This window comes from Streptomyces sp. NPDC054975, assembly GCF_053609105.1.
This window is the reverse complement of sequence record NZ_JBSGWV010000030.1, coordinates 16076-32242: the sequence shown is the minus strand read 5'-3', so window position 1 is coordinate 32242 and position 16167 is coordinate 16076. Positions and strand designations below refer to the sequence as shown.

The 16167-nt window shown below is 69.5% G+C and carries 13 protein-coding genes and 1 tRNA gene; 12 read left to right on the top strand and 2 right to left on the bottom strand.

The window, feature by feature from the left end; genetic code table 11:
* Positions 1 to 8: 8 nt before the first annotated feature.
* Both ACWF79_RS23910 and ACWF79_RS23905 read left to right on the top strand, forming a co-directional pair.
* Positions 9 to 686, top strand: coding sequence for a response regulator (locus ACWF79_RS23910; protein WP_453730175.1), 678 nt, complete (start codon positions 9 to 11; stop codon positions 684 to 686).
* Positions 683 to 1804, top strand: coding sequence for a sensor histidine kinase (locus tag ACWF79_RS23905; RefSeq protein ID WP_453730174.1), 1122 nt, complete (start codon positions 683 to 685; stop codon positions 1802 to 1804). Before ACWF79_RS23910 ends, ACWF79_RS23905 begins: the two co-directional genes overlap by 4 nt.
* Before the next feature lie 296 nt (positions 1805 to 2100).
* Here ACWF79_RS23905 and ACWF79_RS23900 read toward each other — a convergent pair whose 3' ends face one another.
* Positions 2101 to 2796 carry an ester cyclase gene (locus ACWF79_RS23900; RefSeq protein ID WP_453730173.1) on the bottom strand — a complete coding sequence of 232 codons (696 nt, stop codon included), beginning with the start codon at positions 2794 to 2796 and terminating at the stop codon, positions 2101 to 2103.
* Between the two features lie 297 nt (positions 2797 to 3093).
* Here ACWF79_RS23900 and ACWF79_RS23895 point away from each other — a divergent pair, with 297 nt between their 5' ends.
* The 5 genes from ACWF79_RS23895 to ACWF79_RS23875 all read left to right on the top strand — a co-directional run bounded on the left by ACWF79_RS23895 (position 3094) and on the right by ACWF79_RS23875 (position 9323).
* Positions 3094 to 4368, top strand: a complete 1275-nt coding sequence (locus tag ACWF79_RS23895; RefSeq protein WP_453730172.1) for a ricin-type beta-trefoil lectin domain protein — start codon at positions 3094 to 3096, stop codon at positions 4366 to 4368.
* 396 nt (positions 4369 to 4764) lie between these two features.
* Complete coding sequence (locus tag ACWF79_RS23890; protein WP_453730209.1) at positions 4765 to 6936, top strand: RICIN domain-containing protein; 2172 nt, start codon at positions 4765 to 4767, stop codon at positions 6934 to 6936.
* Positions 6937 to 7339: 403 nt separating this feature from the next.
* The gene (locus ACWF79_RS23885) at positions 7340 to 7954 is read left to right on the top strand and encodes a ScbR family autoregulator-binding transcription factor (RefSeq protein WP_453730171.1); all 615 of its coding nucleotides are present in this window, start codon (positions 7340 to 7342) and stop codon (positions 7952 to 7954) included.
* Positions 7955 to 8049: 95 nt separating this feature from the next.
* Positions 8050 to 8137, top strand: a tRNA-OTHER gene (locus ACWF79_RS23880).
* 100 nt (positions 8138 to 8237) lie between these two features.
* On the top strand, positions 8238 to 9323 hold the full coding sequence (locus ACWF79_RS23875; protein WP_453730170.1) for a ferritin-like domain-containing protein: 1086 nt from the start codon (positions 8238 to 8240) through the stop codon (positions 9321 to 9323).
* Positions 9324 to 9410: 87 nt separating this feature from the next.
* Here the strand turns inward: ACWF79_RS23875 and ACWF79_RS23870 are convergent, their stop codons facing one another.
* A complete protein-coding gene (locus ACWF79_RS23870) occupies positions 9411 to 10916 on the bottom strand; it encodes an MmgE/PrpD family protein (RefSeq protein WP_453730169.1) in 1506 nt (501 codons plus the stop codon).
* A 206-nt stretch (positions 10917 to 11122) separates the two neighbouring features.
* Between ACWF79_RS23870 and ACWF79_RS23865 the strand changes: the two genes are divergently transcribed.
* From ACWF79_RS23865 to ACWF79_RS23845, 5 genes are all read left to right on the top strand, one after another.
* Positions 11123 to 12034: a class I SAM-dependent methyltransferase gene (locus tag ACWF79_RS23865; protein ID WP_453730168.1), complete on the top strand. Its 912-nt coding sequence runs from the start codon at positions 11123 to 11125 to the stop codon at positions 12032 to 12034.
* The gene (locus ACWF79_RS23860) at positions 12024 to 12989 is read left to right on the top strand and encodes a diacylglycerol/lipid kinase family protein (RefSeq protein WP_453730167.1); all 966 of its coding nucleotides are present in this window, start codon (positions 12024 to 12026) and stop codon (positions 12987 to 12989) included. The genes ACWF79_RS23865 and ACWF79_RS23860 overlap by 11 nt, the downstream gene beginning before the upstream one ends.
* A 110-nt stretch (positions 12990 to 13099) precedes the next feature.
* Positions 13100 to 14557: an MFS transporter gene (locus ACWF79_RS23855; RefSeq protein WP_453730166.1), complete on the top strand. Its 1458-nt coding sequence runs from the start codon at positions 13100 to 13102 to the stop codon at positions 14555 to 14557.
* A 40-nt stretch (positions 14558 to 14597) separates the two neighbouring features.
* Positions 14598 to 15299, top strand: a complete 702-nt coding sequence (locus tag ACWF79_RS23850; protein ID WP_453730165.1) for an SGNH/GDSL hydrolase family protein — start codon at positions 14598 to 14600, stop codon at positions 15297 to 15299.
* Between the two features lie 158 nt (positions 15300 to 15457).
* Positions 15458 to 16147, top strand: coding sequence for an SGNH/GDSL hydrolase family protein (locus ACWF79_RS23845; protein WP_453730164.1), 690 nt, complete (start codon positions 15458 to 15460; stop codon positions 16145 to 16147).
* The last annotated feature ends 20 nt before the right edge of the window (positions 16148 to 16167 follow it).

Here is a 16167-nt window from a genome sequence, read left to right as displayed (position 1 = left end):
GGACGCCGGTGATCCGGGTAGTGGTGGTGGACGACGAGGCCCTGGTGCGGTCCGGTTTCCAGATGATCCTCAACGCGTCCGACGGCATCGAGGTCGTGGCGACCGCCGAGGGGGCCCAGGCGACCGACGTGATCCGGCGCGAGGTGCCGGACGTCGTCCTCCTCGACATCCGCATGCCGGACGTGGACGGCCTGACCGTGCTGCGGCAGATCCAGGAACTGCCCGCACCACCGCACGTCGCCATGCTGACCACCTTCGACACCGACGAGTACATCCTGACCGCGCTGCGCTCGGGAGCCTGCGGCTTCCTCCTCAAGGACACCGAGCCCGAACAGCTCGCCCAGCTGGTCCGCACCCTGGCCGCGGGCGGCGTCGTCATGTCGCCCAAGGCATCACGCGCCCTGCTCCGCAGCCACCCGGGGGCGGCAGCACCCCAGGACGCGGACGTCTCGCGCGTCGGCCTGCTCAGCGACCGGGAACGCGACGTCCTCGTCCTGATCGCCGAAGGACTCTCCAACGCCGACATCGGCACCCGCATCCACCTGAGCCAGGGCACCGTCAAGGACCACGTCAGCTCGATCCTGACCAAACTGCGGGTCACCAGCCGCGTCCAGGCCGCACTCCTCGCCGAGCGCGCCGGACTGCTCACCCACAACGACGACACGGCACGGGACAACGGACGATGAGCACGGGCTGGGCATGGTGGCGGCGCCTACCGCCCTGGGCCGTGGACACGGGGCTCGTCACGCTGGCCGCACTCGACGCCTGGATCAACCTCCTGGGCGAGGGCACCCCCGTGATGTGGGCCTGCGCCGCCGCAGGCTCCGCCGGCCTTCTCCTGCGTAGGCGCTTCCCGCTGCCCGTCTTCCTGCTCACCCTGCCCATGACCCTGTTCATGGACGTCGCGCTCGCGCCGATCGCCGCCCTGTACACACTCGCCGCGTCCACCCGCAACCGCCCGCTGCTCGCCGGCTGCGCCCTGCTGAACGCCACTGCGGCCACCCTCTTGTGGCCGTTGTCCGACGCGTTCGACGGCGACCGGACCTGGACGCTTGTCCAGTTCGTCTACACGCTGGCCACGGCCTTCGCCCCCGTCCTGTTCGGCCAGCTCGTGCAGGCCAGGCACGACGTCGCCCGCCGGCTCGTCGAGGTCAAGGAGGCCCGGGAGCACGAACGCGCCCTGTACGCCCAGACCGTCCTCGCCCGCGAACGGGCCCAGCTGGCCCGGGAGATGCACGACGTCGTCTCCCACCAGGTCAGTCTGATCGCCGTCCAGGCCGGAGCCCTGCAGGTCGCCGCGGAGGACCGCGACTCCCGCGAGGCCGCCCGCACCATCCGCACCCTGAGCGCGAACACCCTCGACGAACTCCGCCACATGGTCACCCTGCTCCGCGCCTCCGGCGGCAAGGCAACCGAACTCACCCCCCAGCCCACCCTCGCCGACCTCCAGCAGCTCATCGCCAACAGCGGCATCGAGACCACCCTGACCGGAGATCTTCCTCCCGGCATCAGCACCACCGCCCAGCGCACCATCTACCGCACGGTCCAGGAAGCCCTCACCAACGTGCGCAAACACGCCCCCGGAGCCCACGCCGACGTCCACCTGTGGCACGACGCACACCACTTCGGCGTCACCGTCACCAACACCGCCTCCACCCGCCCGACCGTCGCCCTGCCCAGCGCCCGCCACGGCCTCATCGGCCTGAAAGAACGCGCCGAACTGCTCGACGGCACCCTCACCACCGAACCCACCCGAGACGGCGGATACAAGATCGAACTACGGGCCCCCGCCCGGTCCGACTGAACATCAGCCGGCGCGCGTTCTCGTAACGAGCCTCGAGCCCGGACACTTCGGCCGAGGCGCCGGCGATGCTGCGAGAGTCTGTGGGATGGGCCCGCCCTGCGGGCGCGGACGCCTGACCTGCGGTTTCTTCGGATGGAGTGGCTGGGGCGCCGGCTGTTGGCTGCCCCAGCCCCATCCGCTTCTCGGTAGTGACGTTCCGTGAACGCCGTGTGAGGTGTCCGGTCCGTGTAGGGCCCCTCATGAGGAAGCGCATACCGGCCGGCGTCAGGTGGGACTGGAGCGGCGTAGCCGCAGGGTCAGCCCTCCATCATCCCCAGTTGCTTCAGCAGCCCGAGGTCGTCGAAGTTCCACCAGCTTTCCGCGATCTTGCCGCCGACGCAGCGGAAGCTCGCGTGCGCCGTCCCGGAGACATCCCGGCCCGTGGCCTGCATGCCCTGGTACGTGCCCACATGGCGTCCCTTGAACGACGCCCGTACGCAGACCATGTCGCCCTCGGCGACCATGCTCTCGACCGTCGCCTCCGGCTCGAAGGCCGTCATGATCTCCTGGTTCTCGGCCTTGGCCTCCTCGAGTCCTATGTCGTACGAGGACAGGGACGGATCGTGTTCGCGGTAGTCGGAGGTGCAGATCGCGTCCGCCGCGTCGACGTTCCTTCCGTTGATCACGTCCTCGAAGAAGCTCCGTACGACGATCTTGTTGAGCTGCTCGTCGCGCATCACGTCCAGGTCCGTGAAGGACGGCTCCCCGTCACACAGCGCGACCATCTCCTGGAAGATCCGGTCGGTTTCGGGCAGGTTCGAGTTCTTCATCGCCTCCTCGTACGAGGGGAACTCCACGATCTCCACGACGTGGGTGGAGTCGGCGCGGTCACGCCCCATGATTGAGTGGGTGGCCGTCCGCTTACCTTGCGTGGCCTCCACCCAAGCGTCCATCAAACTGTTCAACTCATCGGCTCTGCTGGTCTTGCAGTCGATGACCTGTACGAACGTCATCACGCCTCCCGCGTTCCAGGCGGCCCAGGACAATTTCAGGGTATGCCCGGTGCGCGAGCACCGCCCGGGCGTCGTCCCCTCGCCGGGTTGATATGGCTGGGTTCGTGAATGTGGTCCATACCAAGTCCTTGACAGGGTTTTCGTTCACTCCTTAAATCGCGTAGTGAAGTAAGCCTCCTTCGGCTCGTCTTCTCGCCCCACCGCCTCTGTCGGCGCGGCAGCCCATCCGGAGTCGCGCATGCTTCCACCTGTCATGTGCATGACAGGTGGCTCAGTTCCTCCCTGGAAGGGAGAGCCATGCACCCCCCACGCTTGTCCCGACGCCTGCTCCTGTCCTTCGTCTCGGTCCTCGCGCTCGTGTCGCTGTCCACCGGACTCGCCCAGAGCGCTCCCGCGCCGGCCGCGCAGCCGCCCGCGCCAGCGGCCGCAGCGGCGGCCGCGATCACCTTCTTCGACGACTTCGACGGGCCCGCGGGCTCCGCCGTCGACGGCGGGAAGTGGCAGATCGAGACCGGCGACAACGTCAACAACCACGAGCGGCAGTACTACACGGCGGGCAACCGCAACGCCGCCCTCGACGGCCAGGGCCACCTGGCCATCACCGCCCGCCGCGAGAACCCGGGCAACTACCAGTGCTGGTACGGAAGATGTGAGTACACCTCCGCGCGGCTCAACACGGCCGGCAAGTTCACCACGACGTACGGCCGTGTCGAGGCCCGGATGAAGGTGCCGCGCGGACAGGGCATGTGGCCCGCCTTCTGGATGCTGGGCGACGACATCGGCCAGGTGGGCTGGCCCAACTCCGGTGAGATCGACGTCATGGAGAACGTCGGCTTCGAACCCTCCACGGTCCACGGCACGCTCCACGGCCCCGGGTACTCCGGCTCGGGCGGCATCGGCGCCGGGTACACCCTGCCCGGCGGTCAGGCGTTCGCCGACGCCTTCCACACCTTCGCCGTCGACTGGAGCCCGAACGCGATCACGTGGTCCGTCGACGGCACCGTCTACCAGCGCCGCACCCCCGCCGACCTCGGCGGAAAGCAGTGGGTCTTCAACAAGCCCTTCTTCCTGATCCTCAACCTCGCGGTCGGCGGCTACTGGCCCGGAGATCCCAACGGCAGCACCGTCTTCCCGCAGCAGCTCCTGGTCGACTACGTCCGCGTCAGCACCGACAACGGTGAACCGGGGGGCGGCGGCCCCCTCACCGGCCTGGGCGGTAAGTGTGTGGACGTTGCCGGTGCCAACAGCGCCAACGGCACCGCCGTGCAGCTCTACGACTGCAACGGGACCGCCGCTCAGCAGTGGAGTGTCGGTGGCGACGGGACGATTCGTGCGCTCGGTAAGTGTCTGGACGTGGCATCGGGAGGTGTCGCTGACGGTACGTCGGTCCAGTTGTGGGATTGCAACGGCTCCGGCGCGCAGCGGTGGGCCACCCCGGCAGCTCGGGACATCGTCAACCCGCAGGCCGACAAGTGCCTGGACGCGACGGGCAACAGCTCGGCCAACGGCACCCGCTTGCAGATATGGACCTGCACCGGAGCCGCCAACCAGAAGTGGACGGTGACCCGATGATCAGGGGACTTCTGCGCAGGCCCACCTTGAGGGAGTAGGCGTTGATGACTTTCTGGTACGCCGCGGGGCGATCGACATCGAGGCGGCGGCGTACGACAGCCCGGCAGTGCAGCAGCGCACGCTCGCCGCGCTGAAGACCGCCGTTCGACTTCGGCGGCGGCGGCCAGGACTTGGGCCGGCTCACCGTCCAGGAGGCCGAGGGACTTCGCCCGCGTCGTCGCCCGGTACGGCGGTTGACCCGGACCCGTCCCTGGCCAGACACCCTCCCTGCCCACCCCCCACCCACGCCGTACAACCGGCACAGGAGACAACGTGCTCACCTACCCACGAACGCCCCGAGCTGTTCGCCACAGCGCAGGCGCGGCCCGCGTCACCCGGCCCTGGGTCGCTGCCTTCGTGGTCGCCGCCTCGGCCGCCTCGGTGCTCAGTGCCGTCCAGCCCAGCCAGGCCGTCGCCCCGAAGGCTTCCGCGCAGGCGGCCGCCGCCTTGCCCACCGGCTGGTCCACGGTCGTGAACTCCGGCAGCGGCAAGTGCCTGGACGCCCGGGCGGCCGCGACCGCGAACGGCACGGCGGTGCAGCAGTACGCCTGCAACAACAGCACCGCACAGCAGTGGAGCTTCACCGCGACCAGCGACGGTTTCGTGCGGATCGGCAACCGCAACGCGAGCACGCAGGTCGTCGATGTGAGCGACGTGTCCACGGCCGACAACGCCGCCGTGCACCTGTGGACGTACGGCGGTGGCAACAACCAGCAGTGGCGGGCCGTCGACGAGGGCGGAGGCGCGTACCACTTCGTCAACCGCCACAGCGGCAAGTGCCTCGACGTGCCGTCCGCCTCGACGGCCGACAGCGTCCAGCTCGTGCAGTACACCTGCAACGGCACGGCGGCCCAGCGCTTCCAGGTCGCTCCCGTGAACACCGCGCCGGGAGACGTCGACCTCGGCCCGAACGTGGTCGTCTTCGATCCGTCGATGCCGTCGTCCACCATCCAGAGCCGACTGAACACCATCTTCCAGCAGCAGGAGACCAACCAGTTCGGCTCCCAGCGCTACGCGGTGATGTTCAAGCCGGGCACCTACAACAACGACGTCAACGTCGGCTTCTACACCCAGGTCCTCGGCCTCGGCCAGTCGCCCGACTCGGTCACGATCAACGGCGCCGTGCACGTCGAGGCGGACTGGTTCCCGCCGCAGAACGCCACCCACAACTTCTGGCGCGGCGCCGAGAACATGTCGGTGAACCCGGCGGGCGGCACCGACCGCTGGGCGGTGTCGCAGGCGTCCGGGTACCGGCGGATGCATGTCCGCGGCAACCTGGAGCTGAGCGACGGCGGCTGGTCCAGCGGCGGGTTCATGGCCGACAGCAAGATCGACGGTCAGGTGCGGTCCGGCACCCAGCAGCAGTGGCTGACCCGCAACTCCCAGCTCGGCAGCTGGACCGGTTCCAACTGGAACATGGTCTTCGTCGGCAGCCAGGGCGTGCCGGGCACCACCTTCCCCAACCCGCCGTACACCACGGTGCACCAGACCCCGACGGTCCGCGAGAAGCCCTTCCTGTACGTGGACGGTGCGGGCGCCTACAAGGTGTTCGTACCCTCCCTGCGGGCCAACTCCTCCGCCACCAGTTGGGCGGACGGGAACGCGGCGGGCAGCTCGCTCGGCATCGACCAGTTCTTCGTCGTCAAGCCCGGCGCGAACGCCGCGCAGATCAACGCGGCCCTCGCAGAGGGCAAGAACCTCCTGGTCACACCCGGTGTCTACCACCTGAACCAGACGTTGAAGGTGACCCGGCCCGACACGGTCGTCCTCGGCCTCGGTCTCGCCACGTTCATTCCCGACAACGGTGTCACGGCCATGACGGTCGCCGACGTCGACGGTGTGAAGGTCGCAGGCGTCCTCTTCGACGCCGGGACCACCAACTCGCAGACGCTGATGGAGGTCGGTCCGGCCGGCGCCGCCGCGAACCACTCGGCGAACCCCACCTCCCTGCACGACGTGTACTTCCGCGTCGGCGGAGCCGCCGTCGGCAAGGCGACGACGAGCCTGGTCGTCAACAGCGACCACGTCATCGGCGACCACATGTGGATCTGGCGCGGCGACCACGGCAACGGCATCGGCTGGAACACCAACACTGCGGACACGGGACTCGTCGTCAACGGCGACGACGTGACCATGTACGGCCTGTTCGTCGAGCACTACCAGAAGCACCAGACCGTCTGGAACGGCAACGGCGGGCGGACGTACTTCTACCAGAACGAGATGCCGTACGACCCGCCGAACCAGGCCGCCTGGATGAACGGCTCCACCCAGGGCTACTCGGCGTACAAGGTCGCGAACTCGGTGACCAGCCATCAGGCGTACGGCCTCGGCAGCTACTGCTTCTTCAACGCCAACCCGAGCGTCACCGCCGAGCGTGCCTTCGAGGCCCCCAACAACCCGAACGTGCGCTTCCAGAGCATGGTGACCGTTTCGCTCGGTGGGACCGGCACGATCCGGCATGTCATCAACGACCGGGGCGGCCCCTCCAACTCGTCCACCAACGTGGCCAACCTGGTGAGCCACCCGTGAGGTGAGGAGAGGCCGGTGCGCCTCCGGCCGCAATCACGCGCCGCCCGGGGAAACCCGGGCGGCGAGGCCACGCTCCGCCTCCAAGGCCGTCACACCGCCGTCGCGCTTCGAATTGTGCGGGCGGGGAATTCGGTATCCGCCTCGGGGGTGAGCCTGAGGTAGAGTGCGGGGCGCACATGGGGGGCATGTTGCGACAGCGCCGCAGTCAAAGGGTTGTTGGACTGCTCGAAGCGGAGATCGGCACAGCCGTCCGGGAGCCCCACGAGACAGCCCGCGCCGATTCCTTCCGTCACTCCGCTCAAGACGCGGACCTTGCCACGATCGGCTCTGACCCCGCAGCGTAACCACCCCTCCGCTGTCATTCTCAGGGGAAGGGAGCGCAATGGTGCGGCAAGAGCGCGCGGTGAGGACGAGAGGGAAGATCCTGGACGCGGCCGGCGTACTGTTCGCCACTCTGGGATACGAGACGGCGACCGTCGTCGACCTTCTCGCGCACTCCGGAGTGACCAAGGGGGCGTTCTACTTCCACTTCTCCTCCAAGGAGGATGTCGCCCGGGCTCTGTTCAGGGAACAGAGCCCGCGCCTGGATCCGGTGGCACCGCAGAAGTTCCGGCTCCAGGAACTCGTGGACGGACATCTCGTCCTGACCAGCAGGCTGCGCCACGGCGTTCGGGAGCGCGGATGTTTCCGGCTCTGTCTGGAGCAGGGGCTCGACGAGGAATTCCGTAGGAGCTGGTACCTCGAACGCGTCCTGTTCGACGAGGAGTTGCTGACGGCGGCGCGTGACGAAGGTGAGCTCTCCGCCCGGGTGTCCGTGCGGGAGACGGCGGAGTGCCTGGTCAGCACCTCCATGGGGCTTCAGCTCATGTCCCAGACCGTCATCGACGACGCCGGCACGGGAATGGAACGGCGAATCGCGCGGCTGCTGCGCCACGTCCTGTCCGACATCGCGACGCCGGAGGTCTACGCGGAACTGGACATCGGCCAGGACCGGGGAATCCGGCTCCTGGAGCTGTAGGAGCCTCTCCGAGCTGCTGAGACTCCCGTCTCAGCGGCATGTCAGGGGCCTCTGGCACTGTTGTTCTCGTCGCCGGAGGCCACCGGTGAAGAAAGGGAGAGATCCCCGTAGCGGCCTAACGGGGTCCGGACTCGTCCGGGCCGGGGCTATCGCCCCTCGCAGGTTCGAATCCTGCTCTCTCCGCTGCGTTTGCAAGACGTGGACGGCGACGTGTCCGGCGATGTGAACATCTCGCCGGACACGTCGCCGTGCAGCGCTCATCGCGACCGCAGGAGACATTCTTATGGAACTCGCCTGGAACATCCCCATGCAGGGCACGAGCCATTTCACATGGGAATACGATTCCGAGCGCGAAACCCTGCTGAACCTCTATCAAAAGGGCAAGGACAAGCAGTGGGACAGCGCGAAGCGCATCGACTGGTCCCTCGAAGTCGACCCCTACGACGTCCTCGGAACCCCTGAGCACACGCTCGGCCTCTACGGCTCGAAGCAGTACTCCAAGCTCGGCGTACGGGAAAAGCAGGAACTGCGGCAGCACATGGCCGCCTGGGAATTCAGCCAGTTCCTGCACGGCGAGCAAGGAGCGATGATCTGCTCCGCGCGCATCGTGGAATCAGTCCCCGACATCGACTCGAAGTTCTACGCCTCCACCCAGGTCATGGACGAGGCCCGGCACATGGAGCTCTTCTCCAAGTTCGTGAAGGAGAAGATCGAGATGACCTACCCGATCAGCCCCCACCTCAAGGAGCTGCTCGGCCAGGCACTGGGGGACTCCCGCTGGGACATGCCGTACCTCGGCATGCAGGTCCTCATCGAAGGGCTCGCTCTCGCCGCCTTCGGGATCCTGCGGGACAAGACGAACAAGCCGCTGCCCAAGCAGATCCTCTCCTACATCATGCAGGACGAGGCCCGGCACGTCGCCTTCGGAAGGCTGGCGCTGCGGGACTACTACAAGAACCTGAGCAGCAAGGAGCTGGCGGAGCGCGAGGACTTCATCGTCGAGGGCTGCTACCTGATGCGTGACCGCCTGCGGATGCAGGAGGTCTGGGAGAACCTCGGCTTCGACATGAAGGAGTGCATGGAGTACATGAACAACGGGCCGCGCATGCGGGCCTTCCGCTCCCTGCTCTTCACCCGCATCGTGCCGTGCGTCAAGGACATCGGCCTGTGGAGCCCCAAGATCCGGCAGGCGTACGAGGACATGGGCGTCCTCGACCTCGCGGGAGCGGACCTGGTCAAGCTGATGGAGTCCGACGAACTCCAGGCCGAGGCGCTGGACGCGGAACGCCGTGAGATGGAGGCGAGGCGCGCCGAGGTCCACCAGGCCATCGCGGAAGGCGCGCTCAGCACGTCCGGTGGAGCCGGCTGATCCCGAGCCCGCGCATGAAAGGGGGAGGAGCCCGGTGTGACCACCGGGCTCCTCCCTTTTGTCGCTTGCCGTGGCCGGCCGTGGGGCTCAGGCCGTGCGGTCGAAGACCAGTGTCAGCAGCCGGGCCACCTCGTCCGCCGAGGCCTCCTCCAGGCGGTCGACCCCGTCGGCGAACTCCTCGCCGCCTCCCGTACCGAGCCACTTGTCCCGCACCACGCCCGCGATCGGCGGCCGGCCCTCGCCGCCGATGGCCCCCATGGGCACGTGCAGCTCGCGGCTGATGTCCCGGCCGTCCTTCAGACGGACGTTCACGCGCGCACCGGTCACCTTGCGGGCGTCGCTGAAGTCCACGCTCGGGGCGGGCAGTTCACCCACCAGGTCGACGAGCCACTGCCCGTCGCCCTCCCAGCCGGCACCGAACTGCCGCAGCCACTCCTTGCCCGGTGCGCCGGCCTGCCGCAGCGCCTCGCCGAAGGGCACCTCGCAGTGGAACAGCTCCCGCGTCATGTCCTGGTCCAGGCGCACGTCGATACGGTCGGCGAGCGACCACCGCTCGGTGTCCGCGAGCCCCTTCTCGGTGAAGTCGTCGGTGCTCAGCTGCCCCGTGAGCAGGGCCGTGGCCAGCGTGTACCGCAGCGAGAACACCAGCGCGCTGACCGGGGAGACGGGTCCCCGCAGGTACTCGGCGGCCCGGCGCTCCACCACCGCCGTGTACAGGGAGGTGTCGACGCTGATCTCGGCGATGTCGTCGGCGCGCAGCGGACGGTCCGGTGACGACAGTTCCCGGTGCAGCTCCAGACCCACGTCGATGGCGGAGTCCATGCCCGGACCGCCGGGGTGCACCTTGAAGGACGTCGTGCGGGTGTGCCAGCGCGTGCCGAGCCCGGCCACGATGGCCTGGGGGAGCGGGACCGTGGCGAACCGGGAGAGGAACCCCTCCGGGTGCTCGAAGATCACCGGGCTGCCCGCGAGCCCCGCGGCCGACGCGTCGCAGGCGTCGAGCCCCACGCGCACGGGGGTCGACGCGCCGAAGAGCTTCGCGTCGCCGTCGAGGAAGCCCACCGGCACGGTGCGCGGCGGCAGCCCGAAGCCGAGGCCGAGCGTGTCCACCCAGCGCTGCGCGGGGGCGTTCTCGCCGCGCAGCCGCCCGGCTATGGCCCCGGTGATGTGCGTGAACGCGGCGCTCTGGCCCCGGAAGGGCCCCAGCGTCGTGGCGGCGGTGATCCGGGCCGCCGTCTCGTTCGCGACGATGATCGAGGTGAGCAGCCGCTCTCCGGTGAGCCCCTGGCTCGTGGCGTAGGCGAGGGGGACGGTCACGGTCGAGTTGGACAGATGTCCGGCGTAGGCCGTGTCGTCGAAGTGGAGCCAGGATCCGAGACTGGCGAGGACGAACGCGGACCGGGCCGGGTCCTCCTGGAAGGGCGCGCCGAAGCCCTGGACGAACCGCCGGCCCAACGGGTGGTCGAGGCCGGCGCGTATGGCGGCCAGCTGGGACAGGATCTGGTGTTTTGCGGTGGTGACGACGTCGTCCGGTACGTCGTCGAGGCGCAGCGCACTCGCCCATCCCGCCAGCTCTTCCGTGAGTGTCGTCACTGGGTCTCCCTCGGTGCCTCGGGTGCTCTCGCCGCCGTGTTCCGTTGCCTACGTGTGTCTTACGCCCGAGACGGCCCCACCCCTCAATTCCTCTGGAGGCGGGTTCCGGCGAGGCCGTGAACTGTTTTTGAGGGGTGCGCCCTTCGCCGGCGTAACTGGAGTGCTTGTCCCTCCACCCGCTTCTACATCTGAGTGAGGCAACTGCCGTGACAGCCGCACTTCCGCCCACCCGACTGCAGTCCGGGACTTCGAGCGAGACGGCCCATCTGACCGCTCGCGCCCGCGCCGCCGACGCCGTCATCGAGCCGGACAGGCGACTGCTCGGCGACACCTACGCGCACCTGTTCGTCACCGTTCCCCCGCCCACCACCTCGCAGGAGGCCCTGGAGCGGCTGCAGCGCCTGGACCACGCCCACGGCGGTTTCATCGCCGAGATCCTGCTGCGCCAGCGCTACTTCGAGGACCTGGTCGCGCTCGCGGTGGACGCGGGGGTGCGCCAGGTGGTGCTGCTCGGCGCCGGATACGACACCACGGCGCTGCGCTACACCGGCTCCGCCCCGGTTCGGTTCTTCGAGGTGGACCACCCCGCGACGCAGAAGGCCAAGCTGGAGACCCTGGCCGCGGCGGACCTCGCGTCGCCGGTCGTCTCGGTGCCCCTCGACTTCACGGCGGGCTCCTCGCTCCGCGCGGAGCTCGTCGCGCACGGCTTCGACGTGGACGAGCCGTGCGTCGTGGGGTGGCTGGGGGTGACGTTCTTCCTGCCGCCCGAGGCGTGCCGTGCCACCCTCGCCGATCTGGCGGACACCGTCGCGCCCGGCAGCCTGGTGCTGTTCGACTACATGGACGAGGCCGTCGTGAACGGCACGAGCCCCTATGAGGGGGCCCTGCAGATGGCGCGTCAGGTGGCCGAGCAGGGCGAGCCGTACATCAACGGTCTGACTCCGCTGACGGCCGCCGAGACCGCCCGTGCCGCGGGCTTCGAACCCGTGGAGCAGCTGCGCGTGACCGATCTGGTCCGCCGCTACGGAGGCTCCGACCCGTACTGCAGCGACGACGACTTCATGGGGCTGATCACTGCGCGCCGTACGGAGCGTGAGCCGGGCGGCCGTGGTGAGTGACCGTGGCTGGGCGGCCCGCGCCCTGTTGATCGCCAACCCCGTGGCCGGGCTCGGCGATCGCCGGCGCATCGACGAGGTCGTCGCGCACTGCGAGGGCCTCGTGGCGCACCTGGACGTCGTGCACACCGAGTACCGCGGCCACGCCGAGGAGTGCGCCGCGAAGGCCGCCGCCGCGGGGAACGACGTGGTGATCGTGATCGGTGGTGACGGCACCACCCGGGAGGTCGCGTCGGGCCTGGCCCGCGCGGGCCTGGAACAGCCCGGGGGAAAGCGGCCCGCGATGGTCAACGTCCCCTTCGGCACGGGGAATTCGTTCTTCCGGGAGATCTGGGCCGACGTCCCCTGGGATCAGGCCCTCGACCAGGCCCTGTCCGTCGAGCGCCCCCACCTGCGCCGGGTGGACATGGCGCACATCCGGGAGATCGACGTCCTGGCGCTGCTCGGCGCGGGGGCGGGCCTGGTCGCCGACACGACCGCGGCGGCCGCCGGGATGCTCGACGTCCCCGGCCGTGACCGCTACCAGCGGGCCGTCGCCCAGGTCATGAGCGCGTACACGCCGTACGAGGGCCGGGTGAGCGTGGACGGAAGGGTCGTCCACGAGGGCCCTGTCGTCCTGGTCAACATCGGCGGCGGCCGCTACCGGGCGGGCCGGTTCAAGCTCATGCCGCAGTCGGTCATCGACGACGGCCTGCTCGACGTCTGTGTGGTGGGCGGGCAGATGGACGTGTACGAGCTGGCGGGGCTGACCCAGGACGGCAGCCACCTCGGGCGTCCGGGCGTGGCGTACGAGCGTGGCTCCCACTTCGTCATCGAGCGCACGGACGGCCAGGGACTCACCTTCGAGCACGACGGCGAACTGTGCGCGGGCGACGCCTCGCGCCACACCGTCGACGTGCTGCCCGCCGCCGTTCACGTCCTCGCCCCGGAGCGCCAGGAGTCGCGGTCCGGGGATTAATACCTACTGTTGGTATGTGACGTGGGTCACAGCGTGGAGGTTGCGTTGACACCCGTCTGCGGCGATCAATACATTCCTACCAACGGTATCTAAGAAAGGGTGTGTGTCCCGTGGCTACCACCGATGTCGGCGCTCCGAGGCGGCGGTCAGCGGCGTCGTTACTCCTCCTTGCGTCCGGAGCCTCGTTCCTGGCGGTGCTCGACGTCACCGTCGTGAACCTCGCGATGCCCGACCTGCGCGAGGACTTCACCAGCGCCGCGTTCAAGGACCTGTCATGGGTCATCACCATCTACGCGATCATCTTCGCGGCCCTCCTCGCCCCCGCGGGACGCCTCGCCGACGCACTGGGCAGGCGCTCCCTCTTCCTGGCCGGCATCAGCATCTTCACCGTGGCGTCGATCGCGTGCGCCGTGTCGCCCAACCTCACCGTCCTCCTCGCGGCCCGCGCGGTCCAGGGCCTCGGCGCGGCGGCGATGATCCCCGCCTCCCTCGCCATCGTGCTCATGGACGCCCCGCCCGAGCGCCGCCGTGCGGCCATCGGACAGTGGAGCGCGTCGGCGGCCCTGGCGGCGGCCGTCGGTCCCGCCCTCGGTGGCGTCATGGTCGACACCTTCGGCTGGCGCTCGCTCTTCCTGATCAACATCCCCTTCGGGCTGTACTTCCTCTACGGCGCCACCGCGCTTCCGCGCACGGCGGGTCTCGGCACCGAGCGCAAGCTCCCGGACGCCCTGGGCACCATCCTGCTCGGCGGCGGTGTCGGCCTGCTCTGCCTCGGCATCAGCAAGGGCAACGAGTGGGGCTGGACCGAGGCCTCCAGCCTGGTCTGCGTCATCGCCGGCCCGGTCCTGATCGCCCTGTGCCTGCTGCGCTCCGCCAAGCACCCGGCCCCCGCCCTCGAAATCTCCCTGTGGAGCAACCGCACCTTCGCGCTGGCCAACGCCGCTGCCTTCTTCTACGGCATCGCGCTCTTCTCGTGGCTCCTGGTCGGCGTCCTGTACGTCACCCAGGTGTGGGGCTACTCCGAGCTGAAGGCCGGACTCGCCATGACGCCCGGCGCGTTCGCGGCGACGGTCGTCGCCATGCGGGTCGGCAAGCTTCCGCCCACGTACGGTCCGAAGCTCGCCACCACCGGCGGCGCGGTCGTCCTGGCCGGCACCGGCTTCCTGCTGGCCTTCACCCTGCCCGACCACTCGATGTTCCTCGCCTACTGGCTCCCCCTCGGCATCCTCGCGGGTGTCGGCATGGGCGCCATCACCACCGGCACGGCCACGGCCGCCGCGCTCACCGTCTCGCCGCTGCGGTTCGCCGGGGCGACGGGCCTGAACCAGACGGTCCGGCAGATCGGTGGCGCCCTCGGCATCGCCGTCCTCGCCACCGTGGTCTCCGGCACCCTCAAGGACGTCGCCGACTTCGAGCGCATCTACCTGATCGCCGCGTGCGCCTCCGTCGTGGTCGCCCTCCTCGGGCTCGGCCTCACCATCAAGCTGCCGCCGACCCCGCCCGCCGCCACGCCTCCCGCGCAGGCCTCCGGCGAGCAGAAGACCCCGGCCACCGACTCCGCGAACTAGAACGGCACAACCGCCTTCTCATCACAAGGAGATGCCAGCCATGACGAGCACGGAGTCGCCCGCGGACCACACGAGGGAGCTGGAGGACCCCCACGTACTGACCGTGGAGGAGATCACCGCCCAGCTCCAGGGCGCCCCCTGGATCCGGTACGCGGCCATCGGTGACAGCATCGTCGAGGGCGTCCGCGAACCCGTCGAGGGGTACGCCGACCTCGGCTTCGCCGACCGCGTCGCGGACGGGCTGCGACGGATCAACCCGCAGCTGGAATACCGCAACTTCGGTGTGCGGGACCTCCCGGCCGCGAAGATCAGGGCCACTCAGCTCGACGCGGCGCTGGACTTCAAGCCGGACCTCGCCATCGTGGTGGCGGGCGGAAACGACATGCTGGGCAAGCACTTCGACACGGCGGCCGTGGAGACGGAACAGGACCACATGGTCTCGGCACTGCGCAGCCGCGGCTGCACGGTCGTGACGATGGGCCTGTTCGACAACACCTGGACGCCGTACGTCGCCGACAAGTACCGGGCGGCCATGAAGCAGCGGATCCGGCAGTTCTCCGACCTCACCCAGGCGGTGACGGAGCGGCTGGGCGGTCTGCACGTCGACCTTCCCAGCCACCCGGCCGGCAAGGAGATGATCTTCGCCCCCGACGGCCTCCACCTCAACGCGCGCGGGCAGGCGATCGTCGCGACCGAGGTGATCCGGGTGCTCGGCGCGCACCTCGCCGCCGAGCGGGCCTGATCCGCCGTCCCGAGAGCCGGTCCCGGCGGGCGCGCGCCCCTCTGTCCCCCGCAGTGGTCCGCCCCGCCGGGGCCGCCGAGCTCCTCCTCCGGAGGAGCTCGGCCTTCGGCATGTCCGGAGGAACCCATGTGCAGGACGCAGAAAGGAAGTGGGACACCGTGGACGCCATCTCTGCCGACGAGCAGCGTGACCCCTACTGCATCGCCCCGGACATGGCCACAGAGCTGCTGAAGCCGGCGCCCTGGCGACGCTTCGTCGTCCTGGGCGACGCCTTCGCGGAAGGACCGGGGGAGCCGTGCGAGGGGTACGCCGACGCTCCCTGGGCGCACATCGTGGCGGCCGCGCTGCGCTCGGCCCATCCGGACCTGGCCTATCTCAACCTGGCCCAGCGGGACCCGATCGCCGCCGAGGTGCGGGCCAGGCAGCTCGCCAAGGCACTGACCTTCCAGCCCGACCTCGCGGCCGTGGCGGCGGGCGGCAGCGACGTGCTGCGCGACTCCTTCGACGCCGACGCGACGGAGGCCGAACTGGCGCGGATCATCGCACCGTTGAGGGACGCGGGCGTCGACGTGGTCATCCTCGCGCCGTTCGGCAGAGGCAGCACGACCACGCCCAAGGACGTCCTGCGCCGGCGACTGCGACTGCTGGCGGAGCGCACCTACGACCTGGCGTTGCGCAACGGCGCGATTCACGTCGACCTGAGCGCCCACCCCGCCGACGCCGACCCCGGCATCTTCGGCGCGGACGGATGGCGCGTCAACGCGCGGGGCCACGCCATCGCCGCCGCGGCGACGATCCGCCGTCTGGGCGTCCACCTCGGCGTGCACGGCCCCACGTCCCTGCACTGAGGCCCCGGGCCTCTTGGCGC